The 24438-nt window shown below is 57.4% G+C and carries 20 protein-coding genes; 9 read left to right on the top strand and 11 right to left on the bottom strand.

Annotated elements, in window-relative coordinates; genetic code table 11:
- Window positions 1–50 precede the first annotated feature (50 nt).
- The 4 genes from fadD to CW267_RS02885 form a co-directional block, all read right to left on the bottom strand.
- Window positions 51–1736, bottom strand: coding sequence for a long-chain-fatty-acid--CoA ligase FadD (gene fadD / locus CW267_RS02900; RefSeq protein WP_025999236.1), 1686 nt, complete (start codon window positions 1734–1736; stop codon window positions 51–53).
- Between the two features lie 205 nt (window positions 1737–1941).
- Window positions 1942–2523, bottom strand: a complete 582-nt coding sequence (locus CW267_RS02895) for a Slp family lipoprotein (RefSeq protein WP_008804297.1) — start codon at window positions 2521–2523, stop codon at window positions 1942–1944.
- Window positions 2524–2561: 38 nt separating this feature from the next.
- Window positions 2562–3257 carry a tRNA (adenosine(37)-N6)-threonylcarbamoyltransferase complex dimerization subunit type 1 TsaB gene (gene tsaB / locus CW267_RS02890; protein WP_008804296.1) on the bottom strand — a complete coding sequence of 232 codons (696 nt, stop codon included), beginning with the start codon at window positions 3255–3257 and terminating at the stop codon, window positions 2562–2564.
- Window positions 3258–3402: 145 nt separating this feature from the next.
- Window positions 3403–5313: an ATP-dependent DNA helicase gene (locus tag CW267_RS02885; protein WP_008804295.1), complete on the bottom strand. Its 1911-nt coding sequence runs from the start codon at window positions 5311–5313 to the stop codon at window positions 3403–3405.
- Window positions 5314–5444: 131 nt separating this feature from the next.
- On the opposite strand from CW267_RS02885, the gene CW267_RS02880 reads away from it, so the two are divergent.
- Window positions 5445–5789, top strand: a complete 345-nt coding sequence (locus CW267_RS02880; protein WP_002910910.1) for a RidA family protein — start codon at window positions 5445–5447, stop codon at window positions 5787–5789.
- Between the two features lie 117 nt (window positions 5790–5906).
- Here the strand turns inward: CW267_RS02880 and CW267_RS02875 are convergent, their stop codons facing one another.
- Genes CW267_RS02875 through CW267_RS02855 form a run of 5 tightly spaced genes read right to left on the bottom strand, consistent with a single transcriptional unit; the run spans window position 5907 to window position 11253 of the window.
- Window positions 5907–7049, bottom strand: coding sequence for an alginate lyase family protein (locus tag CW267_RS02875; RefSeq protein ID WP_048964642.1), 1143 nt, complete (start codon window positions 7047–7049; stop codon window positions 5907–5909).
- A gap of 7 nt (window positions 7050–7056) precedes the next feature.
- Window positions 7057–8151 carry an ABC transporter ATP-binding protein gene (locus CW267_RS02870; RefSeq protein WP_012967769.1) on the bottom strand — a complete coding sequence of 365 codons (1095 nt, stop codon included), beginning with the start codon at window positions 8149–8151 and terminating at the stop codon, window positions 7057–7059.
- A gap of 10 nt (window positions 8152–8161) precedes the next feature.
- Window positions 8162–9001, bottom strand: a complete 840-nt coding sequence (locus tag CW267_RS02865) for a carbohydrate ABC transporter permease (RefSeq protein ID WP_032741217.1) — start codon at window positions 8999–9001, stop codon at window positions 8162–8164.
- 9 nt (window positions 9002–9010) lie between these two features.
- Window positions 9011–9922, bottom strand: coding sequence for a carbohydrate ABC transporter permease (locus tag CW267_RS02860; protein WP_413773652.1), 912 nt, complete (start codon window positions 9920–9922; stop codon window positions 9011–9013).
- A 41-nt stretch (window positions 9923–9963) separates the two neighbouring features.
- Entirely contained in the window at window positions 9964–11253 is a 1290-nt protein-coding gene (locus CW267_RS02855) for an ABC transporter substrate-binding protein (protein ID WP_100780967.1), read from the bottom strand.
- A 525-nt stretch (window positions 11254–11778) separates the two neighbouring features.
- On the opposite strand from CW267_RS02855, the gene CW267_RS02850 reads away from it, so the two are divergent.
- Together CW267_RS02850 and CW267_RS02845 are read left to right on the top strand one after the other, a co-directional pair.
- Window positions 11779–13017 carry an alginate lyase family protein gene (locus CW267_RS02850; protein ID WP_100780968.1) on the top strand — a complete coding sequence of 413 codons (1239 nt, stop codon included), beginning with the start codon at window positions 11779–11781 and terminating at the stop codon, window positions 13015–13017.
- Complete coding sequence (locus tag CW267_RS02845; RefSeq protein WP_032741220.1) at window positions 13017–15023, top strand: heparinase II/III family protein; 2007 nt, start codon at window positions 13017–13019, stop codon at window positions 15021–15023. Before CW267_RS02850 ends, CW267_RS02845 begins: the two co-directional genes overlap by 1 nt.
- A 30-nt stretch (window positions 15024–15053) precedes the next feature.
- On the opposite strand, the gene CW267_RS02840 is transcribed toward CW267_RS02845, so the two are convergent.
- Window positions 15054–15263, bottom strand: coding sequence for a YoaH family protein (locus tag CW267_RS02840; protein ID WP_012967763.1), 210 nt, complete (start codon window positions 15261–15263; stop codon window positions 15054–15056).
- An 88-nt stretch (window positions 15264–15351) separates the two neighbouring features.
- On the opposite strand from CW267_RS02840, the gene pabB reads away from it, so the two are divergent.
- The 4 genes from pabB (at window position 15352) to CW267_RS02820 (ending at window position 20570) form a co-directional block, all read left to right on the top strand.
- A complete protein-coding gene (pabB, locus tag CW267_RS02835; RefSeq protein ID WP_049009285.1) occupies window positions 15352–16707 on the top strand; it encodes an aminodeoxychorismate synthase component 1 in 1356 nt (451 codons plus the stop codon).
- 3 nt (window positions 16708–16710) lie between these two features.
- On the top strand, window positions 16711–17289 hold the full coding sequence (locus CW267_RS02830; RefSeq protein ID WP_008804292.1) for a CoA pyrophosphatase: 579 nt from the start codon (window positions 16711–16713) through the stop codon (window positions 17287–17289).
- A gap of 162 nt (window positions 17290–17451) precedes the next feature.
- Window positions 17452–18816: an L-serine ammonia-lyase gene (gene sdaA, locus CW267_RS02825; RefSeq protein ID WP_004151445.1), complete on the top strand. Its 1365-nt coding sequence runs from the start codon at window positions 17452–17454 to the stop codon at window positions 18814–18816.
- A 182-nt stretch (window positions 18817–18998) separates the two neighbouring features.
- On the top strand, window positions 18999–20570 hold the full coding sequence (locus CW267_RS02820; protein ID WP_012967761.1) for an EAL domain-containing protein: 1572 nt from the start codon (window positions 18999–19001) through the stop codon (window positions 20568–20570).
- 33 nt (window positions 20571–20603) lie between these two features.
- Here CW267_RS02820 and yoaE read toward each other — a convergent pair whose 3' ends face one another.
- Entirely contained in the window at window positions 20604–22163 is a 1560-nt protein-coding gene (gene yoaE / locus CW267_RS02815) for a CNNM family cation transport protein YoaE (RefSeq protein WP_008804290.1), read from the bottom strand.
- A 446-nt stretch (window positions 22164–22609) separates the two neighbouring features.
- On the opposite strand from yoaE, the gene manX reads away from it, so the two are divergent.
- Window positions 22610–23581, top strand: a complete 972-nt coding sequence (manX, locus tag CW267_RS02810) for a PTS mannose transporter subunit IIAB (RefSeq protein ID WP_008804289.1) — start codon at window positions 22610–22612, stop codon at window positions 23579–23581.
- Between the two features lie 56 nt (window positions 23582–23637).
- Window positions 23638–24438, top strand: a complete 801-nt coding sequence (locus CW267_RS02805) for a PTS mannose/fructose/sorbose transporter subunit IIC (protein ID WP_004203359.1) — start codon at window positions 23638–23640, stop codon at window positions 24436–24438.

Here is a 24438-nt window from a genome sequence, read left to right as displayed (position 1 = left end):
CGCCCATAAAAAACGCCGGCGTAGCCGGCGTCAGGCGACTCATTCGTTACTTAGCCTTTATTGTCCACTTTAGCGCGCGCTTCGTCACGCAGTTCTCGCCGCAAAATTTTCCCGACGTTGGATTTCGGCAGTTCGTCACGGAATTCCACCAGCTTCGGCACTTTGTAGCCGGTGAGATGGCGGCGGCAGAACGTAATCAGCGCCTCTTCGGTTAATGCGGCATCTTTCTTGACCACGAAAATCTTCACCGCTTCACCGCTGCTGCCGGACGGCACGCCGATGGCCGCCACTTCGAGGACGCCGCTGTGCTGCATAACCACATCTTCGATTTCATTCGGATAGACGTTAAACCCCGACACCAGGATCATATCTTTTTTCCGGTCAACGATGCGCAGGAATCCCTCTTCATCCATCACCGCGATGTCCCCGGTGTGCAACCAGCCGTCTTTGATAATCTCATCCGTCGCGTCAGGACGCTGCCAGTAGCCCAGCATCACCTGCGGCCCCTTGATACAGAGCTCGCCCGGCTGACCCGGCGCCACTTCGTTATCGTCGTCGTCCACCAGTTTGGCTTCAGTGGAAGGCACCGGCAGGCCAATGCTGCCGCTGTGGTAGTCGATGTCGTGCGGGTTGACGCTGACCAGCGGCGAACACTCGGTCAGGCCGTAGCCCTCCAGCAGATATTGTCCGGTCAGTTTTACCCAGCGCTCGGCCACCGCCTGCTGCACCGGCATCCCACCGCCGGCGGAGAGGTGCAGCGAGGAGAAATCAAGCTGCTGAAACTCTTTGTTGTTCAGCAAGGCGTTGAACAGGGTATTGACCCCGGTCATGGCGGTGAAAGGATATTTCGCCAGCTCCTTCACCAGCCCGGGAATGTCGCGTGGGTTGGTGATCAGCAAATTTTGCCCGCCCAGTTCGATAAACAGCAGGCAGTTCATGGTCAGGGCGAAAATGTGATACAGCGGCAGCGCGGTCACCACGAACTCTTTGCCGCGATGCAGCAGCGGGCCGTAGGTGGCATTGACCTGCTCGAGGTTCGCCAGCATGTTGCGGTGGGTCAGCATCGCCCCTTTGGCCACGCCGGTGGTGCCCCCGGTGTACTGCAGAAACGCCAGATCTTCCGCAACGATCTCCGGCTTCACGTACTGCATGCGGTAGCCATGCTGCAGCGCGCTGCGAAACGAGATGGCATCCGGCAGGTGGTACTTCGGCACCAGGCGCTTGATGTACTTGACCACGAAGTTCACCAGCGTGCCTTTGGCGGTGGAGAGCTGATCGCCCATGCGCGTCAGGATCACGTGCTTAACCTGAGTTTTCGCCACCACTTTTTCCAGGGTATGGGCAAAGTTGGAGACGATGACGATCGCCGCCGCGCCGCTGTCGTTGAGCTGATGCTCCAGTTCACGCGGGGTGTACAAGGGGTTGACGTTAACCACGATCATCCCGGCGCGCAGGATGCCAAACAGAGCCACCGGATACTGCAGCAGGTTAGGCATCATCAGGGCCACGCGATCGCCCTTCTGTAATCCTAACCCCTCCTGAAGGTAAGCGGCAAAGGCGCGACTACGCTCTTCCAGCTTACGGTAGGTCATCACTTCACCCATATTGATAAACGCCGGTTGGTCAGCGTAGCGGGTGGTGGCATGCTCAAACAGTTCAACCAGGGATTGATAGCGGTCAGGGTTTATCTCCGCAGGAACATCTGCGGGATAACGGTTTAGCCAAACCTTTTTCACTGCATCACCTCTGAAATAGTTATTCGTCGTCATCACAGCCCCTGGTAAATACATTTTGTTAACATTATATTAACTCAGCGTACCAGTTTATTAATTAGGCAATGAGCAGGTTGCGAAGCGCGTCACTATTTTTTTTCTTATTCGACTGAAAACAAAGAAACAGCGGACCGGCCGCTGTTTCTTTGAACTAACATAAACAACAAAATCATTCGGTTACGACGTTTCTCACCTCAGCAGGGCCGGGGTTGTACCAGCCCCAGCCGCCATAGCCGTAACCCCAGGGGCGCGGACCCAGCATCCACGGATCGATGGGCTGCGGGGGCATCACCACCTGCTGCACCACGTTCCAGCGTTTGTAACCGATGGCGTTCATCAGCATAAATTTATACGGCGTGCTGCCCACTTTGCCGTCGACCACGCCGGCAATCGGCCCGACCACGGTGACCAGCTGGCCGCGGTAGTCGACCGGATCGAGGAAGCCGTTAACGTCGGCATAGATCCGCCCACGAGACGGTTCGCCCAGCACAGGCCGTGCGCCGCTGTCCAGCGGTACGGTGGCGATTTCTAAGCGGGTTTTACCCTGCTGGTTCTGCACATTGACCACTTTGCCGCCAAAGCGTGCTTCCTGGCCAACGTACAGCTGCGGGGCGTTCATCACCCGCACTAAATCCTGCTGCGGCGTAGGGCTGGTGCCTTTGATGGCATCCGGCACTGACACGCAGCCGCTTAGCGCAACGGCAACCGCCGCGGCTAACAGCCAGCGAACGCCCTGTTTTTGACCCGCCATGATGCGACTCCTTTTCTCAGTCTTCTTGTTACTGAGATTCACTCGCGGCCTGGAAGTTTCTTCCACGCCACCTCGTTTCGCAAATAAACCGGCTCCGCTTTCTCCACGGCCACGGTTTTCCCCGCCGCCAGCAGGTAACAGGCTAACGGCAGCATATCCTCCGCCGCCGGCAGTTCAATTTCGCCGCTGCTTAAGGTCAGTCCGCTCGCTTTCGCCAGATCCGGCCACGCCTGCCAGCCGGTGCCGACGGTGGCCCATTCGCCGGAAAGCTGTGCCAGCCGTTCGGCTACCGCTTCCGGTTTGAGCACCGCTTCCGTCTCTTCGCCATGCCAGACGCCCTGCTCGTCACGCTGGTACTCGGCCCAGTAGACTTCGCCCATTCGTGCGTCAATGGCCGCCAGCACGCGGGTGGCGCCGGTTTTGCGCCAGGCGCCCTGCGCCATGGTGGCCAGCGTGGAAACGCCGATCATTGGCAGCTCAGCGCCCAGCGCCAGCCCCTGAGCGATACCGATGCCGATGCGCACGCCGGTAAAGCTACCCGGACCGCGGCCAAAGGCCAGCGCGTCCAGCTCGGTCAGCGTGGCGCCGCTCTCGGTGAGGACCTCCTGCACCAGCGGCAGGATACGTTGGGTATGTTCGCGGGGACAAATTTCGAAATGAGCACTAAGGGTGCCATCATTCCACAGCGCCGCGGAGCAGGCCTCTGTGGCGGTATCGATAGCCAAAATTCGCATGGGTGGTCACGCTCTCGTTACATAGTTCAGGCCTTCAGGCAGCCTGTTTTCCGGCAAACGGCCAACCCGCCGCCATGCCGCCCGAAGTCTATTGGGAACCGCTAATTAACAAAATGGCGCGCAGCTTAACACATTTTAGTGCGGATTACCTTGCCGGCGGCACGGCGAGGAAGCGCACCGCCCGGCGGATATCGCGGGTCCGCGGCGCGGGCGGCAGGCTGGCCAGGAACACCGCGCCGTAGGGGCGCATCACCAGCCGGTTGTCGCAGATCACCAGCACCCCGCGATCGTCGATATCGCGGATCAGACGCCCCACCCCCTGTTTGAGGGTGATGACGGCTTCCGGGAGCTGTACTTCATCGAACGGATCGCCGCCGCGCAGCCGACAATCTTCCATGCGCGCTTTCAGCAGCGGGTCGTCTGGCGAAGTAAACGGCAGCTTATCGATAATCACCAGCGACAGCGCATCACCGCGCACGTCGACCCCTTCCCAGAAGCTGCTGGTGGCCACCAGCAGGGCGTTGCCGGCGCTGACGAATTGCTGCAGCAGTTGGCCTTTGCTGGTTTCCCCCTGCAGCAACACCGGTAGCGTCATGGTGGCGCGGAACTGCTCCGCCAGATCGCGCATCATGGCGTGCGAGGTACACAGCATAAAGCAGCGACCGTCGTTGGCCTCGATCAGCGGCTTGAGCATCGCCGCCAGGTGGCGCGCCGCGCCAGGCTGGTTCGGCAGCGGCAGATTGCGCGGCACGCAGAGCAGCGCCTGATGTTGATAATCAAAGGGGCTCGGCAGCAACAGGGACTGCGCCTCATCGATCCCCAGCCGGGCAGTGAAGTGATGCAGATCGTCGTTGACTGACAGCGTCGCCGAGGTAAAGATCCAGCTTCCCGACTTCTGCGCCATCACCTCTTTAAACTTCTCGGCCACGGTCAACGGCGTCAGGGCGAGAGTAAAGTGGCGCGAGGTGCACTCATACCAGTAGCTGTAGCCCGGCTGGTTAATCTCTTTCAGCCGCTTTAAGCGCCCGCGATAGAGGGTGGCGCGCTCAAAGGCGGCATCGAGCAGCGCCGAGCGGCCCAGCGAAAGTTTGGCGACGTCATAGCATAGCTCGAGCGCGTCATCGAGCAGCAGCAGCGCGCGCTGAATGTGGCTATCCGCCAGCAGTTCGCGCAGATTGCCGCGATAGCCGGGATCCCCCAGCTGCAGGCGAAAATCCTGAGCGCTTTGCGCCAGGCGGTCGGCGCATTTTTGCAACTGCTGGGTGTCTTTCAGTTCGGTGCGGTAGGCGATGGTGATGTCTTTCGCCAGATCCAGCAGCTGGCGGCTGGAGAGCGACTGACCAAAGTACTGACTGGCGATATCCGGCAACTGATGGGCTTCATCGAAGATCATCACTTCCGCCTCGGGGATCAGCTCGGCAAAGCCGCTCTCTTTGACCACCATATCGGCCAGGAACAGGTGATGGTTGACCACCACCACGTCGGCGTCCATCGCTTTTTTACGCGCCTTCACCACGAAGCAATCTTTATACAGTGGGCAGTCGCTACCGAGACAGTTATCGTTGGTGCTGGTGACCAGCGGCCAGGCCTGGGAGTCTTCCGCCACGCTGGCGCAGGTGCTGATATCGCCATCCTGGGTTTGATTCGACCAGGAGCGCAGGAGGATCACATCACTGAGGGTTTGTACCGGCAGATCGCCGCCCGCCAGCGCCTGCTGCTCAAGACGTTCAAGGCACAGGTAGTTGGAGCGCCCTTTAAGCAGCGCCAGTTTACCGGTGAATTTGAGCGCCTTGGCGACGGTGGGCAGATCGCGGCTATAGAGCTGATCCTGCAGCGCTTTCGAGCCGGTGGAGATAATCACCTTTTTTTTCGCCCGCAGCGCAGGCGCCAGGTAAGCGTAGGTTTTACCGGTTCCGGTCCCCGCTTCCACCACCAGCGGTCGGGAGGCCTCAATCGCTTCGCTCACCGCTTTCGCCATCTGGCGCTGCGGCTCGCGCGGCTTAAATCCCGGTATGGCTTTGGCTAACTGGCCGTCTGCTGCAAAATCGTCGATCACATTGCCCCCTGGTTATTTGGACAGTGATTATGTCAGGGAGGACGGCGTTTCGCCAGTCCAGGTAGTGACGCGAGCGGAACATTATGGCAGTCTTGCCGCAGCCGAATGGAATGCTCAAAGAGGAAAAAGAAATGACAATTACGCGTATTGATGCCGAAGCCCGTTGGTCAGACGTGGTGATCCACAACCAGACCCTGTACTACACCGGCGTGCCGGCAAATCTTGATGCCGACGCCTTCGAGCAGACCGCCAATACCCTGGCGCAGATTGACGCGGTGCTGGAAAAACAGGGCAGCGACAAGTCGCGTATTCTTGACGCCACCATCTTCCTCGCCGATAAAAGCGACTTTGCGGCGATGAATAAAGCCTGGGACGCGTGGGTGGTGGCCGGTCACGCCCCGGTGCGCTGCACGGTGGAAGCGACGCTGATGAACCCGCAGTATAAAGTTGAGATCAAAATTATCGCCGCGGTGTAACTCGTTATACCGTGCCTCCCGAGGTCGGCGAGACACGGTATCTGTAGGCCGTATAAGGCGGCACGCCGCCATCCGGCAACGTGCACCTAATGCCTGATGGCGCTGCGCTTATCAGGCCTACAAACCCGGACACCACATCAGTTGTTCCTTCAACTGCAGCGTCTCCTGCGGCAGGCATTTCAGCACATCGCGATAGCTGGCGGAGTGTTTTGCATAACCACGGGCTGACTGCAGCAGCACCCGCAGCGCGCTATCCCACACAATGCCCTGCAGGTCACTGTACGGCCAGAGATCGGGTTCACGGATAAACGGCACCAGGTAATCTATCCCCTGCTTCACTCCTCGCCCGTCGCGGATGGTGTTCCAGCGATCGAATTCGACATGCTCGGCATAGCGATTCAGCAGCAGATGCGCCTCCAGATTAAACAGCGAGTAATGGAAAGGAATGGTGCGCTCAAGCTCCATGGTCTGCTTGCCATCCTGGTCAATCTGCGCCGCCATTCGCTGGGTGATCCCCTGCGCAATGATCCGCGCCGCCAGTCCTTTATCGCCGTAGAATAGCGCGTTAACCGTCCGCTGGGCGTCGTACCAGGTGCCGTGGTTGTTGTGCCAGACATACTCTGAATGGCCGATTTCGCTGTAGTACATCCAGTGGTTAAAATCCCGGAACCACTGGTGCAGGCCGATAATATCGTCGGTATCCAGCACGTTCGCCGGGCTAATCAAGCCGATGGTATCGACCACCATCCACATTAATCGGGTATCTATCAGCCCGGTGCCGCGACCGGAGACAATCCCCGGAATTGCCTGACCATAGTTCAGATGCGGGTTCATTCGCGTCTCTGGATCCAGGAACCAGCAGCGGATCTGCGCGGCCGCCGCCTGGGCATAGTGGCGCTGACCAGTGAAGTACCACGCCAGCCCCAGGGTCAGGCAGCGTTCGCACATGCGGATAATGCGCGAGGTGTCGGTATCATTATTTTCACACTGCGGATTGATATGTCCGTCGCGGCGAATATACGGTAGCCCGTTGGGACGCCGTGGGTTCGGCCACCAGTAGGTACCCAGGCTGTAGTAATCGTGCGCGTCGCCGCTCGCCGGCCGCAGTTTTTTATGCACAACGCTTTCCGGCGCTTCACGACGCAGAATATCGGCCTGCGAAACCAGCTTGCTCAGCGCCAGCTGCAGCGGCGAGAACGGCTGTTTTAATCCCGCACGCGCGTTTTCCAGACAGCTTTCGTCAAGGGTGTACAACTTCATCGCCACGTCAGACGCCCTCCCGGCAGGCTATACGTTGACCGCTTTGCGCATCGAACAGATGCACGCCAGAAAGCTTCGGCTGCAGCCAGATGCTGTCGCCCTCTTTCACCGCCAGTCGCTGTTTAAATACCGAAGTAAACGCCCCGCCGCCGGTATCGCAGAACAACTGCATATCCGAACCGGTGTTCTCTACCGCCGTGACCTTCGCCGCCAGCGCATCATCGCGGGCCTCATGCACCACGTTGACCTGCTCAGGGCGAATGGCATACACCACCTGTTGACCATTGGTGACCGCTAACCCCGCAGGTAATGCCAGAAGCGAACCATCTTTCAGCCGCAGACTGGTCGCCTCTCCGTTCAATACGACCTCGCCGGGCAGCTGGTTAATCTCCGGCGAACCAATAAACCCGGCAACAAACAGATTCGCCGGCTGGTCGTACAGCTCCAGTGGGGTACCCGCCTGCTCGATGCGCCCATCGCGCAGGACCACAATCATCTGCCCCATGGTCATGGCTTCGATCTGATCGTGGGTGACGTACACCGAAGTGGTTTTCAGCCGGCGATGCAGTTCGCGGATCTCACCCCGCACCTGGGTACGCAGCTTGGCGTCGAGGTTGGATAGCGGTTCATCAAACAAAAACACCTGCGGTTTACGCACGATGGCACGTCCCATCGCCACGCGCTGCCGCTGGCCGCCGGAGAGATCCTTTGGTAAGCGCTCCAGCAGGGGATCCAGCCCCAGCAGCGCAGCGGCTTCATTTACCTTCTGGTTAATCTCCGCTTTCGGCAACTTAGCCATCTTGAGCGCAAAGCCCATATTTTCCCGCACCGTCATCTGCGGATAGAGGGCGTAGCTCTGGAACACCATGGCAATGTCGCGCAGCTTCGGCTCGACGTCGGTAACATTGCGTTCATTGATATGTACTTCCCCGCCGGAAATCTCCTCCAGGCCGGCAATCATGCGCAGCAGCGTCGACTTGCCGCAGCCGCTGGGCCCGACAAGCACGCAGAACTCGCCGTCCGGAATGGTCAGCGACACATCCTTTATCACGTGCGCATCACCATACGATTTACGTACGCTATTCAGTACAACAGATCCCATGGGTAACTCCTTATCCTTTGACCGCGCCGGACATAATCCCGCGATTGAAATGTTTTTGCAGACCGAGATAGACGATGATGCTGGGCAGCATCGCCAGCAGCGTAATGGCGATAAAAATGTTTGGCGTGATGCTCTCGTCGGTACGCAGCGTGCCGAGGATCACCGGAATGGTGTTCAGGCTGTCGTGATTGACCACAATCAGCGGCAGCAGGTACTGGTCCCAAATCATAATGAAGCCGAAGGTGACTACCGTGCCAAGCGCCGGTTTCACCAGCGGCAGGATCACGTGAAAGAAAATCTGCCATTCGTTGGCGCCATCAATGCGCGCCGCCTCTTCCAGCTCTTTCGGGATCGCCGACATAAATTCCGTGAGCACAAAGATGGAAAACGCCCAGCCAACGACCGGCAGTATCATCCCGAGATAGCTGTTGTAGAGTGAGGCATCGATCAGCGGCAGCCGCCAGTTGATGATCATGTACAGCGGGATCGCAATCACCTCTTCCGGCAGCATCATGGTCGACAAAATAATCAGACTGACCAGCGCCACGCCGCGAAACTTCTTACGGGCCAGGGCATACGCCGCCAGCGCGCTGACCGACACCTGCAAAACGGTGCCGAAGAACACCACCAGGATGGAGTTCAACAGATACTGCCAGACACCGATATCCCGCCAGGCGAAGATGAAATTTTCAAACGAGAACTGATTCGGCCAGGCCAGCAGCTCACCCGGTTTCACCGGCGCACCGCTGAATGCCGTGGCGACGATGCCCCAGAACGGTCCGACAAAAACGATCAGCAGCAGCGCGTAGATGCACCAGCGCCCTGCGGTATCCCAACGTTGACTTAACATCGCGGCTCCTTAGTAACGTGCAATACGTTTTTTCAGCGTCAGATGACAGATGGTTAAGAAAACCGTGAAGGCGAACAGCAGAAACGACACCGCCGACGCGTAGCCATAGTCAAACTGCTCAAACCCCAGTTTGTAGATATGGGTCATGACCATTTCCGTCGCGTTAGATGGCCCGCCGCCGGTGGTGGCGTACACCTCGGCAAACACGCGGAAACCGCGGATAAAGGAGAGCATCAGCACCACCGAGAGCGCCGGGATCATGCCGGGCAGCGTGACGTAGCGCAGACGATTCCACCAGTTAGCGCCGTCGACGTTCGCCGCATCGTATAAATCGCGGCTGATCCCCGCCAGACCGGCAATAAAGATCACCATGTTGTAAGGCACCGCTTTCCAGATGTGCAACAGCATGATGACCCACAGCGCCTGGTCGGAACTGGCAAGAAAGCCTTGGTCGGCCACGCCAAACCAGCTGAGAATGTGGTTAATCACGCCGTTTGGCGTCGGGTTGAATAAAATACGCCACATTTCGGCGACGATCGCCGCGCTGGTGACGGCGGGTAAAAAGATGGCGGTGCGAATAAAACGCAGGTGGCGCGCCGGGCCTTCCAGCAGCATCGCAAGGAAGAACGCCAGGATAGCCGCAGCGAACATCGTGACTACCACATACAGCAGCGTATTCACCACCGCCGCGTGCAGCTCGACGTCGGGAAAAGCACGGGTAAAGTTATCGAGTCCTACCCACTCGTTCGGCTGATTAAAGTTGACCTTGTAAAAGCTCATCACCAGACCCTGAATCATCGGGATGAACTTAAACCAGCTAAAAATAATTAACGCAGGCGCTAAAAACAGCCACGGGATCAGCGCCCGCTTACGCTTTGCGCTCAGCCATCCGATCGAGTCAGGCGACGCGGCCTGCTTCATCGGCGAGGACTTCGTCTCATGCAGCGTCATCACGGTTGTCCTCAGTTAGCCAGCACATTTTGTTTTTTCAGCTCAGCGTTCACCTTGCCGTCTATACTCTCCAGCTCGCCGGCGATCGGGCTGTTGCAGTCGGCAAAAATACGGTTAAAGCCCTCGGCGGCCACCTGACGCACCGGCGTCCAGTTGGGAATTTGCGGCACATAGCGTCCCTGTTGATTGTAAAGCCTGGCGAAAGTCTCCCAGCGGGCGTCCTGATAGACGGCTTTGACGTCGACGTTCTTATTCACCGGCAGGCGCACCACCGGAATATGCTGGCTGCCTTTACCCATGCCGATTTCCTGACCTTCCGCCGAGATCATAAATTCGATAAATTTACGCGCGGCGTCTTTTTGTTTGCTGCTCTTCATCATAAAGACCGTGGTGCCCTCCGCGAGCGTGGCCTCACCTTTTGGCCCTGCTACCGGAACCACTTCAAAATTGTCTTTACCCGGGTCTTTATCAAACAGCGCGATATGGTACGGGCCGCTAAAGAACATGCCGCTTTGCCCGGAGCGGAAAGACGGGATGACGTCGGCGGTGGTGGCATTGATCGCCCCCGGCTGGGTGACTTTTTCGCACATCATGGTGCGTATAAAGGTCATCGCCTGAACCACTTCTGGCGTATTGAGCGATGCGCGGAATTTGCCGCCCTCTTCTTTGACGAAATCCCCTCCCGCCTGCCAGATAAAGCTGCTCATAAACCAGCTGGCGTAGCCGCGCGTCGTGGAGGCGGGGACGATAAAGCCGTAGGTATCGTTTTTACCGTTGCCGTCAGGATCCTGGGTGGTAAAGGCTTTCGCCAGGGTCTGAATATCTTCCCAGCTTTTAGGCTGTGGCAGCCCAAGCTTTTCCCGCCAGTCTTTGCGTATAAACAGGGCGAAGGTTTGGGCGGAGGTCGGCACACCGTAGTACTTACCGTCGATATAGCGGGTACTCTTCCATGCGGTTGGGAAGAGCAGGTCGCCGCCGGAGATCGACTGCGGATCTATTTCCTCAGCAATACCCAACTGGATAAACTGCCCCAGCGAAGCCGCGTCGTTAAAAATCAGATCGGGCAAAGAATTACCCGCCGTGGCGCGCGCCAGGCGCTGTTCAAAGTCAGTAGTGGCGTTAAAGTACTCAATTTTGATACCGGTTTTTGCTTCAAATTTCTCCGCCTCTTGCTTGTATATATTTTTCGAGTCGTTGCTGGCGCGGATCCAGACGTTGAGGGTCGTGGCGGCATAGCTTTGGCTCACGCCGAGTCCAAGCGCGGTGAGTAGTAATAATGAGCGGAATTTATTCGCAGACATGATTGCATATCCTTTATTGTTGGACACAAAGGTAATTAAATTCTCAATTAATACGCAGGAATTAATTTGAATATCGCTCAGGCGTTAAAACAGCTGACGCAAGAAATATTTCCATTCATTAGATAGAAACACACCCATCAATACAACCACAGTAAAAAGAAATTGCGTTTCAAAAACAAAAAAGTTGAATCAGATCACATGGAAAAGTGACAATGAAAGTTACACCACAAAAATAAACATTAAAATCAATTAATTATAAATTTACATTTTTTGTTGAAACAATCAAAAAATATAGAAAAACGCTGAATTCCGTGATGAACATAACATTAAAAAGGTCATTATCCATCGATAGCGATAAATTTGATGAACGTCACACAAAAAATAACTTTGTCTTTTACACTGCTCGCCACTGTATATTCAAATATATTCTTTTTAATTAAATCGCCTGTTTTACGCGTTATTTAAATACGCGACAGGCTTAAATCCGTTGTTATCTTTTCTCACACTTGCAGAAGGGTTATCACCATGAACGCAATACCTCGCCGAGGTTGGTTATGCGTTGCGCTATTTTGTTCCAGCCTTAGCGCTTCTCTGCATGCCGCCGAGCCGTACACGCTGGACGAAAAGGATTTAGCCTTTAGCCGCCAGCAAATTGCCGCCAAAGATCCGTTGTTTGTTCTGGCGCAGGCGGCCTTGCTAAAAAAAGCCGATCTGGCGCTCACGCATCCGCTGCGCTCAGTGATGGACAAAACGCTGGTCGCTGCCAGCGGCAACAAACACGACTACTATAGTTTCCCCCCTTACTGGTGGCCGAATCCCGATACCAAAGACGGGCTGCCGTATATCCGCAAAGATGGGCAAACCAACCCGGACGCCAATAGCGATGCCACCGATAAAAACCGCCTGGTGAAGATGAGTCAGGATGTATCAACCCTGGCGCTGGCATGGTACTTCTCCCACGACGCTCGCTACGCACAAAAAGCGGCAGCCCAGTTGAAGGCCTGGTTTCTCGACCCACAGACGCGTATGAACCCCAATCTGCAATACGCCCAGGCCATTCCCGGCATTAACACCGGGCGCGGTATCGGCATTATTGATAGCCGGGCGCTGGTTGAGGTGGTGGACGCTATCGCCCTACTGCAATCCTCTGCGGTGCTTAGCGAGAAGGACGTGAGTGCGTTGAAGCAGTGGTTTGGCGAGTACTATCACTGGATGACCACCAGCCAGAATGGTTTCGAAGAAGATAACTGGCATAACAACCACGGCAGCTATTTTGACATGCAGGCCGTCACCTTCGCCCTGTTTAGCGGCAAAACCGACGAGGCGAAACAGCGCCTGTATCTCACCCAGCTACGGCGCATTGCCGGTCAATTTGATATCGAAGGCCGTCAGATGGCCGAGCTGGAGCGTACGCGGCCCTGGCACTACAGTAATTTCAACCTTGAAGCCTACAACCGCCTCGGGCGACTGGGCGAGAAAGCGGGCGTCGATATCTGGAACTTCACCCTTGATGACCATAGTCTGCGCAAAGGCTATCAGTACATCGCCGGATTTATTAACAGCGATACCCCATGGCCATGGAAAGACATCGATAACATGGATGACCAAAAAGCGCTGCGCAATATCGCCACTGCCGCCCACGCCTGGCCGGAAGATCCACTGTTCCGTAACAAAGCGCAGTGGCTACGGGCGAAATATCCCGACGATATCACCACTCTTATCGCCCCGCTTTTACCATCCTCAGAGGTCAGGGAAAACCGCTAATGAAACAATTTACTGGGCTCTGGCCCAATATTGTCGAACGTGCCGCAGCCCATAGCGGGCTGCTCGAACGGCTCGTGAAGGATGCGCAGCCGGTACTACATGCCGCATTACGCATTCCGCAGACCGGGATTGCCAGCTGGAATCTCTACTACTTTTGCCCGCACCACGGCGTACGATTAACGTGGCGAGCGGACATGCCCCTCCAGCATGCCTGCCCGGTCGATAATGAAATTTTGCGCGGCGAACCGTGGGACAGCGCGTGGTGGCGCGAAATGAACGGGCGTAATGCCAGCGCATGCCAGCAGCTCGGCCTGCTATGGCAACTGACCGGTGAGAGAGCCTGGCGCGATAAAGTACGCGCCTTACTGATGGGCTACGCGGATGTTTATCCGGGCTATGAAGTCCACGGTGATATTCCCAACAACGGGCCGGGTAAAATGAATGCCCAGACCCTGTGCGAAGCCAACTGCATTCTGGACATGGCGCTGGGTTACGATTTTATTAGCGACAGCCTGACGCCTGGCGAACAGCAGCACATCAGGGAAAACTTGTTGCGCTGTGCGGCCACGTTTTTGCGGCAGCATCGCACGCCGCAGATCCATAACCATGAAGTCAAAATCAATGCGGCGCTGGCTGTACTTGGCTTCATCCTCGAAGATGAGGATCTACTGGAGTTTGCCGTTTTTCAGCCGTACGGCTTGCGCTGGCAACTGGAAAATGGCCTGCTGGCAGAGGGGCTATGGTTTGAGGGTTCGATTCACTACCACTACTACGCGCTGCAGGGCTTTTTCGCCTTTGAGAAGCTGGCGCGCGGCACCCGCTGGAGCCTGCTGGATGGCCCCTGGTATCAGCCGATGCTGAAATTCCCGCTGTCGCTGCTGCTGCCGGATGGCACATTCCCGCGGCTGAATGACTGTCTTGCCGGGCAGGAAAAGCTGCAGCACCGGGATCTGTACGAATTCGCCTGGTTTATCTGGCGCGATCCGCTGTATGCCGCCGTGCTGCAATTCACCGAAACGGAGCCTGACGAGGGTGAGACGTTGCTGTGGCGCCATCATCCGCTGCCTGAGTCACCGCTGACGCCGATCCCCCAGCAATCCTTTTTTGCACCGGGCGCGGGGTTGACCCTGTGGCGACGTCCGAAGCAACAGCTGGCGGTGCTGATTAAACACAGTCCCTGGGGAGGGGAACACGACCACTACGACAGACAAAGCCTGATGCTATGGCAGCGCGACGGCTGGTTGTTGCCGGATCCTGGCACCACCGGCTACGGGGCGGAAATGCATTATGACTATTATAAAAACAGCGCCACGCATAATACGCTGTCAGTTAACCAGAGCAATCAGCCCCCTGCCATCCCGACGGTGCTGGGCTGGCATATGGCTGACGACGTTTTCTGGCTGGATTGTGAGACCGACTGGGGTAAACCGCCGCCTGCGCTCGACAGTCATAGTCGAGTCGAATGGGACCAGGAGTCCTGGCGTGACGTACGCTTTCGCCGCCGCCTGTTGTGGCTTGAAGAGGTTTTGATCGATCTCTCAACGGTGGAAAACCCGCATCGCCAGCAGCTCGACTGGACGCTGCATCTGGCTGCCGAGGCACTGGATCAGAACGGTACACCGCAGCCTTTTTCGCTCAGCGGACCGCTGCGGCATATGAAGAAGGCAACGATGACGTCGCTGAATGGCTGTCAACCGCGCCACTTTGTGCGGGACGGCAGCACTATCGCGCTTTGGCTGGCGGGCGACGGCGAGCTTTGGCAAGGGCAGGCCCCTGATAACCCGGCAATAACCGACCTTAGCTATCTGGTTATCCGCAATCATCTTCCACAGGCGCGTTTTGTCGGTCTGTGGGATCTGGCCAACGGTAACCCGCTTACCGAAGCTCATGTGGATCCCACGCCAAAGGGAACCCGAGTGACCTTCTGGCGCAGTCATCACATGACGCAGGTGATGCTATATGACGAACCCGGACGGGCCCCTGATGTGATCCTGCAGAGGAGGTAAGGTTTCTCACCCGAGCAAGACGAAACGGATTTACTGGTCTTCGTCCTCATCTTCGTCTTGATCTTCATCCTCATCTTCAAAGCGCGCGACGATCTGCTCGCCGGTATGCGTTGCGCGCAGCTCTTCCGCCACCAGGGCAATCGCCTGGCCGCTGCTCATCCCCTGGGCCATTAGCTCATGGATACGTTCGACCGCTTTTTGCTGTTGCTCGTGGCTCAGCGAAGGTAAACCTGCAAACATCTTTTACTCCTGCTACATTGTGGGGCGTAATTATTTCACGCCGTCCCCGCCTACGCCAGAGGGACGGCAACGTTCAGGATCGAGAAAGATGTTGTCCCCCGCGATTATTACCCTGCCCTGGCGCCCGGATGCGGCCGAACACTATTTTGCGCCGTTAAGCGCCCTGCCCTGGGCGATGCTGCTGCATTCCGGCTTTGCCGACCATCCGCATAACCGCTTTGATATTCTGGTGGCTGCCCCGCGCGCCACGCTGCTGACGCGCGGTGAACAGACGTGGGTCGATGACGGCGAAACCGCTTTTGTCTCCGCGGAAGATCCGCTGCAACTGCTTCAACAGCAGTTGGATCGTCAGCCGTTCACGCCGCAGCCCCATGACGATCTGCCGTTTCTTGGCGGCGCGCTGGGACTATTCGGGTACGATCTGGGCCGTCGCTTTGAGCGTCTCCCTTCGCACGCCCAGGCCGATATCGCGCTGCCGGATATGGCGGTGGGGATCTATGACTGGGCGCTGATTGTCGACCATCAGCGCCAGCAAATTTCGCTGCTCAGCTATGACGATCCGCAGCAGCGCCTGCAGTGGCTGCAGGCGCAATCCCGTCCGGCGATGAAACCTTTCGCCCTGACCTCTGCCTGGCAGTCAAATATGAGCCGCCAGCAGTACGGCGAGAAATTTCGCCAGGTGCAGGCCTATCTGCACAGCGGCGACTGCTATCAGGTCAACCTCGCCCAGCGTTTGCAGGCCCGCTACGTCGGTGATGAATGGCAGGCCTTCCGCCAGCTGAACGTTGCCAACCGCGCCCCCTTTAGCGCCTTTATTCGCCTCGAGGAAGGGGCGATTTTAAGCCTGTCGCCGGAGCGATTTATTCAGTTGCGCCAGGGAGAGATCCAGACGCGCCCGATAAAAGGTACTCTGCCGCGGCTCGATTCGCCGCAGGAAGATGCGCGGCAGGCTGAGAAGCTGGCGAACTCCCCGAAAGACCGCGCCGAGAATTTAATGATTGTCGACCTGATGCGCAACGACATCGGCCGCGTCGCCGTGCCGGGCAGCGTGCGGGTCCCCGAGCTGTTCGTGGTGGAGCCGTTCCCGGCGGTCCATCATCTGGTCAGCACCATCACCGCCCGCTTACCGGCGACGCTGCACGCCAGCGATCTGCTGCGCGCCGCCTTCCCCGGGGGGTCTATCACTGGCGCCCCGAAGGTCCGGGCGATGGAGATTATCGATGAACTGGAACCTCAGCGACGTAACGCCTGGTGCGGGAGCATTGGCTACCTGAGCTATTGCGGCAATATGGATACCAGCATCACCATTCGCACCCTGACGGCCTGGCAGGGGCAACTGTATTGCTCCGCTGGAGGCGGTATCGTCGCGGACAGCGAGGAAGATGCGGAATATCAGGAAACTTTTGATAAAGTTAATCGTATCCTGCACCAACTGGAGAACTAGACCATGGCGGACCACGCCCTCAATCTGGATGATTTTCTGTCCCGCTTCCAGCTGCTGCGCCCCCAGCCTTCGCGCCATGCGCTCAATCAGCGGCAGGCGGCGGTGCTGGTGCCGATCGTGCGCCGGCCGCAGCCCGGCCTGCTGCTGACCCAGCGTTCGCCGTTGCTGCGCAAGCACGCCGGTCAGGTCGCCTTTCCCGGCGGCGCGGTAGATAATACCGATGCGACGCTTATCGCCGCCGCCCTGCGCGAAGCCCAGGAAGAAGTCGCGATCCCCCCGGAAGCCGTCGAGGTGATCGGCGTTCTGCCGCCAGTGGACAGCGTCACCGGTTTTCAGGTGACGCCGGTGGTGGGTATTATCCCCCCCAATCTGCACTATCATGCCAGCCAGGACGAAGTCTCCGCAGTATTTGAGATGCCCCTCGCCGAAGCCCTGCGTCTGGGGCGCTACCATCCGCTCGACATCCACCGTCGGGGCAACGATCACCGCGTCTGGCTCTCCTGGTACCAGCATTATTTTGTCTGGGGAATGACCGCCGGGATCATTCGCGAGCTGGCGTTGCAGATAGGCGCTCGACCTTAGCTATACTGATTATGAGAGGGCGCTCTCACTATTAGTAAAATCGCGGTTATCCATTAGTTTAATTCATGTGAATAGTTCAACTGGCAGCGCGCTTCCCTCTTACACTATGCGCAGTTATTACATCGTTACCGCACCCGCGGTAACCCTGTCAGGAGTATTATCGTGATTAGTCTATTCGACATGTTCAAGGTGGGGATTGGTCCCTCATCTTCCCACACTGTTGGCCCGATGAAGGCCGGTAAACAGTTCGTCGATGACCTGGTCGAAAAAGGATTGCTTAATGCGGTGACCCGTGTGGCGGTTGACGTCTACGGCTCGCTGTCATTAACCGGCAAAGGCCACCATACGGACATCGCCATTATCATGGGACTGGCGGGCAATCAGCCCGATACGGTCGATATTGACGCGATCCCGGCATTTATCCGTGACGTCGAGGCGCGCGGCCGACTGCTGCTGGCCAACGGCCAGCACGAGGTCGACTTCCCGGCGGATGACGGCATGCGTTTTCGCAGCGACAACCTGCCGCTGCACGAAAACGGCATGACCATTCATGCCTGGGCCGGCGAGAAAGAGATCTACTGCAAGACCTATTACTCGATTGGCGGCGGCTTTATCGTCGATGAAGAGCACTTCGGCAAAGAAAACGCCAACGAATTGCAGGTGCCCTACCCGTTTAAATCGGCGCAGGAAATGCTGGCGTATTGTAAAGAGACCGGCCTGTCGCTCTCCGGGATGGTGATGCAAAACGAGCTGGCGCTGCACAGCAAAAAAGAGATCGAGGACTATTTCGCCAACGTCTGGCAGACCATGCGCGCCTGTATCGACCGCGGGATGAACACCGAAGGCGTGCTGCCTGGTCCGCTGCGCGTGCCGCGTCGCGCCTCGGCGCTGCGTCGTCTGCTGGTGGCCAGCGATAAGCTCTCCAGCGATCCGATGAACGTCGTTGACTGGGTCAATATGTTCGCACTGGCGGTCAATGAAGAGAACGCCGCCGGCGGTCGCGTGGTGACCGCGCCGACCAACGGCGCCTGCGGCATCGTTCCGGCGGTACTCGCCTATTACGACCACTTTATCGAATCCGTCAGCCCGGAAATTTATATCCGCTACTTTATGGCCTGCGGGGCGATCGGCGCGCTGTACAAGATGAATGCCTCCATTTCCGGAGCGGAAGTCGGCTGTCAGGGTGAAGTAGGCGTTGCCTGCTCGATGGCGGCGGCGGGCCTGGCTGAACTGCTCGGCGCCAGCCCGGAACAGGTTTGCGTGGCGGCGGAGATCGGCATGGAACACAACCTCGGCCTGACCTGCGACCCGGTCGCCGGCCAGGTGCAGGTGCCATGCATTGAACGTAACGCCATCGCCTCCGTCAAGGCAATCAACGCCGCGCGAATGGCGATGCGCCGTACCAGCGAACCGCGCGTCTCGCTCGACAAAGTGATCGAGACCATGTACGAAACCGGTAAAGACATGAACGCCAAGTACCGCGAAACCTCCCGCGGCGGCCTGGCGATTAAAGTTCAGTGTGACTAAACTGTTCGTCCCCCCCTGCGCCCGCAAAGCGCGCAGGGGGATAACCCTGGTGACTGAAATCTCCCTGATGCGCCTTCAACGGCGCATTTTCTTTTTTCTATACCTGGCGATATTCTGCCACTACAATTGCTCTATTAAATAAGCCACGCTTAACCACTCGTCCTGTCGACAGGGTGTCGCACATGCAGACTGCACAAAAAGTCATTACGGCCTATCGTCGCAAACGCATTATTGTCTGCCTGCTGGTAGCCCTGCTAACCCTGGGTACCACCTTAGCTATCCGATTTATTTCACAGCGTAGCGTAAATGAAGAGTACATTCGCACTGCCGCCAGCCAGCGGGTCACGGCGCTGGATAACATCCTGCGTCCGCTGAGCGCAGAGCGGGCGACGCTACTCTCCCTGGTCGACAAACCCTGCATGGATATTCATCTCACACTGCGCAAAATGGCGGCCTCGCTGCAGACGGTCCGCTCCGTCGCGCTGGTGGCGTCAGGGATGATCTACTGTTCCAGTATCTTTGGGCAACGGCAGGCGGATCTGCACCAGCTGCAGCCCGCGCTTCCGGCTCACCACCCCTTACTGCTCTTTTCTACCGACAACTCACTGCTCAAAGGCACACCGGTGCTGATCCAGTGGTATCCAGCCTCGGAAAGCGGCTTCGACGGCGTGATGTTAATTGTCAATATCGAACTGCTGGGGACCTTAATTCTCAAAGAAAAATCGCCCCTGATCAGCGACGTCAGCCTGCAGGTCGGCGACCATTATTTTATCAGCGGCCTCGGCCTGATTGACAAAGCGCACGCCCCGCAGGCGTCAGTGATTTATCGCCAGCGCTCCACAGAATTTCCCTTTACCATCAACATTAACGGTCCGGGCGCCGCGACTATCGCGCTGGAGGAGCTGCCCGGTGAGCTGCCGCTGGCCCTCATCTTCAGCCTGTTGATGACCGGCATCGCCTGGCTGGCCACCGCCGGCAGAATGAGTTTCTCGCGAGAGATAAGTCTCGGCATCACGGCCCGGGAATTTACCCTCTGGTGCCAGCCGCTGCAGGATGCGCGCAGCGGACGCTGCTGCGGGGTGGAGATCCTGCTGCGCTGGAACAACCCCCGCCGCGGCGAGATTTCGCCCGAGGTATTTATTCCCATCGCCGAAGGGGACAATCTGATTATTCCCCTCACCCGCTATGTGATCGCCGAAACCGCCCGCCGCCTGGATGCCTTCCCCAGCGAGCCGCATTTTCATATCGCGATTAATGTCGCTGCCCGTCACTTTGCCCACGGTTTGCTGCTGCATGACCTGCACAATTACTGGTTTAGCGTCAATCCGGTACAACAGCTGGTGGTTGAACTCACCGAACGCGATGTCCTGCAGGATGGCGACCAGCACATGGCCGAACATTTGCATTTAAAAGGGGTCCAGCTGGCGATAGATGATTTTGGCACCGGTAACAGCTCGCTCTCGTGGCTGGAAAAACTGCGGCCGGACGTGCTGAAGATCGACCGCTCGTTTACCAGTTCCGTCGGGATAGACAGCGTCAATGCCACGGTGACGGATATTATTATAGCCCTCGCCGACCGTCTGAATATCGTTACCGTGGCCGAAGGGGTGGAGACGCTGGAGCAGGAAAGCTATCTCCGGGGCCACGGCGTCGATGTGCTGCAGGGATTTTATTATGCCCGGCCGATGCCGATAGAGGCGTTTCCGGCGTGGCTGGCAGACAGAGAGGGGCAGAAAAGCGAGGGGGGAGAATAGCTCGCCGGCCACAGGGGCCGACGAGCAGGGCAATTACTCTTCTTCGTCGCTCAGCGGACGGGTGACCACCGCGCGGACCAGGTCGACCCGGTAATCATTCGCTTCCACCACGGTAAACTGCAGCGGCGGTAGCGACACGGTGTCGCCAATGCGCGGGATATGGCCATTGACAGCGATCACCAACCCGGCCACCGTGGCAATATCCTCATCTTCATTGACCAGCGCATCCAGTCCAAGCGCCTGCTGCAGCGCATGCAGGTCGGTCGAGCCTTTGATCAGCCAGCCATCGCCGTCAATGACGATCTCCGGCGTCTCATCGGCATCCGGGAATTCACCGGCGATGGCTTCCAGGACGTCCAGCGGCGTCACCAGCCCCTGTACCATGCCAAACTCGTTGGTCACGATGACAAAGCTGCCGCGCGCGCGGCGCAGAACGCCGAGCAGATTGATCGGGTCCAGCGTTTCCGGGACGACAATCGCCGGGGAGGCAGAGGCCAGCGCCGCAACGTTTTCGCCCGCCTCAAGGGCCACCAGCAACTCTTTCGCCCGCACGATACCAATGATTTCATCCAGCTCTCCGCGGCAGACCGGGAACAGACTGTGCGGCGACGAGAGCAGCTGACGACGAATTTCGTCATCACTCTGTTCGGCGTCAACCCAGCTGATTTCACCGCGCGGGGTCATAATACCGCGCAGGGAGCGCTGGGCCAGCGTCAGCACGCCGTTAATCATGTAACGTTCTTCTTCGGCAAACGCCCCTTCCGGCACCGGTATGGCTGCCGGGCTGTCAGCGTCATGGCTGACGGAGGTCTGTTTCCGGCCGCCCATCAGGCGCAGGATCGCATCCGCGGTACGGGCACGCAGCGGCAGCGTCGACTGATGTCGGACAAAGTTGCGTCGCGCCACCTGGTTAAAGAACTCGATGATGATCGAGAAACCGATCGCCGCGTACAGATACCCTTTCGGAATATGGAAGCCAAACCCTTCCGCCACCAGGCTCAGGCCGATCATCAACAGGAAGCTCAGACAGAGCACCACCACCGTCGGGTGCTGGTTGACAAAGCGCGTCAATGGCTTCGACGCCAGCAGCATCATGATCATGGCGATCACCACCGCCGCCATCATCACCGGCAGATGGTTAACCATCCCGACCGCCGTGATCACCGCATCCAGAGAGAAGACGGCGTCCAGCACCACGATCTGCAGTACCACCACCCAGAAACTGGCATACCCTTTACCGTGACCGCTATCGTGCTGGCGGTTTTCCAGCCGCTCATGCAGTTCAGTCGTCGCCTTAAACAGCAAGAAGATCCCGCCGAGCAGCATGATAAGGTCGCGCCCGGAAAAGGAGAAATCAGCGATAGTAATCAGCGGCTTCGTCAGGGTCACCATCCAGGAGATCACCGACAGCAGCCCCAGGCGCATCACCAGCGCCAGCGAAAGGCCGATCAGTCGCGCTTTATCGCGCTGCTTCGGCGGCAGTTTGTCCGCCAGGATGGCAATAAACACCAGGTTGTCGATACCGAGCACAATCTCCAGAACGATAAGCGTCAACAGGCCAGCCCAGATTGAGGGATCCATTAACAATTCCATGTACGACTCCGGTTAGCGGCAAGCTGAGTCATCGCCATGTCATGCATGGGCGCGACAATAGGTGCTGAGAGAAAAGCGTGATGCGTGGAGGTGGCAACCAGGTGCCAGAAAGTGAAAAGACGTCGATGACGGTCCATACTGCGGGCTATGCCCTATACTCCTGAGTAATTAAACGGAAGTTAAACATAGCAAAATATAGATCGAAATTGGAAAAAATTTACCTGAATTTGCAATAACTAAGGCTATTTTTTGCGCTGCAAAATTATTACCAGGCGATGCCTGATTAACGGATCTTCATCACATTAATTATTTTTTCACTGTCTAAAATAATTCGCGGTAGTAACTATTTTCTATCTTACACCCTAACTGAATCGATTTTGTCCTCAAGAGTGATTCAGGATGTATCAAAGCAGATGATGCATTCACGATAATAAAGGAGGTAGCAAGTGACGATTGCTATTGTAATAGGCACACATGGTTGGGCTGCAGAACAGCTGCTGAAAACAGCAGAGATGCTGTTGGGCGAGCAGGAAAACGTTGGCTGGATCGATTTCGTTCCGGGTGAAAACGCCGAAACGCTGATCGAGAAATACAATGCCCAGTTGGCAAAACTGGATACCAGTAAAGGCGTGCTATTTCTCGTCGATACATGGGGAGGCAGCCCGTTCAACGCTGCGAGCCGCATTGTCGTCGATAAAGAGCATTACGAAGTTATCGCTGGCGTCAACATCCCGATGCTGGTGGAAACCTTCATGGCCCGCGATGATGACCCTTCGTTTGATGAACTGGTCGCCTTAGCGGTGGAGACCGGTAGCGAAGGCGTGAAAGCGCTGAAGGCCAAACCGGTGGAAAAAGCGGCTCCCGCGCCAGCCCCTGCCGCGGCGCCAAAAGCCGCCGCGCCGGCCAAACCGATGGGCCCGAACGACTACATGGTGATTGGCCTCGCGCGCATTGACGACCGCCTGATCCATGGTCAGGTCGCCACCCGCTGGACCAAAGAGACCAACGTCACCCGCATCATCGTCGTCAGCGACGAAGTGGCCGCGGATACGGTGCGCAAAACCCTGCTGACCCAGGTTGCACCACCGGGCGTCACCGCCCACGTGGTGGACGTCGCCAAAATGATCCGCGTTTACAACAACCCGATGTACGCCGGGCAGCGCGTCATGCTGCTGTTTACTAACCCGACCGACGTTGAGCGTATCGTCGAGGGCGGCGTGAAAATCACCAGCGTCAACATCGGTGGTATGGCGTTCCGCCAGGGCAAAACCCAGGTTAACAACGCGATTTCGGTCGATGCCAAAGATATTGAGGCGTTTAACAAGCTGAACGCACGCGGTATCGAGCTGGAGGCACGTAAAGTGTCCACCGACCCGAAACTGAAAATGATGGATCTGATCGCCAAGGTTGATAAATAACCCGGTCGATCGCGCCCCAGTTTTCACTTTAAGACTTAATCAACAGGAGAAGTACAATGGAGATTACCCTTCTTCAGATTGTGCTGGTGTTCATCGTCGCGTGTATTGCGGGTATGGAGTCGGTGCTTGATGAATTTCAGTTCCACCGTCCTCTGGTCGCTTGTACGCTGATCGGTGCCGTTCTCGGCGATATGAAAACCGGTATTATCATCGGCGGTACGCTGGAAATGATCGCTCTGGGTTGGATGAACATCGGTGCGGCGGTTGCACCTGATGCCGCGCTGGCGTCCATTATTTCCACCGTTCTGGTTATTGCCGGCCATCAGAGCATCGGTGCCGGTATCGCGCTGGCTATCCCGCTGGCGGCGGCAGGCCAGGTGCTGACCATTATCGTTCGTACCATCACCGTAGCCTTCCAGCACGCGGCAGATAAAGCGGCGGAGAATGGCAACCTGACCGCCCTGTCGTGGTTGCACGTCTCGTCCTTGTTCCTGCAGGCGATGCGTATCGCTATCCCGGCCGTCATCGTCGCCATTTCCGTCGGTACCAGCGAAGTCCAGGGCCTGCTGAACGCGATCCCTGAAGTGGTCACCAGCGGTCTGAACATCGCCGGCGGTATGATCGTGGTTGTCGGTTATGCGATGGTCATCAACATGATGCGCGCAGGCTACCTGATGCCGTTCTTCTACCTCGGCTTCGTCACCGCCGCCTTCACCAACTTCAACCTGGTAGCCCTGGGGGTGATTGGTGCGGTCATGGCTATCCTCTACATCCAGCTGAGCCCGAAATATAACCGCGTCGCCGGTGCGCCGGCTCAGGCGGCTGGTAACAACGATCTCGATAACGAACTGGACTAA

The organism is Klebsiella sp. X1-16S-Nf21 (assembly GCF_002837615.1).
Taxonomy (GTDB): domain Bacteria; phylum Pseudomonadota; class Gammaproteobacteria; order Enterobacterales; family Enterobacteriaceae; genus Klebsiella; species Klebsiella variicola.
The sequence above is the reverse complement of the archived record's forward strand: the minus strand, read 5'-3'. Positions and strand labels throughout refer to the sequence as shown.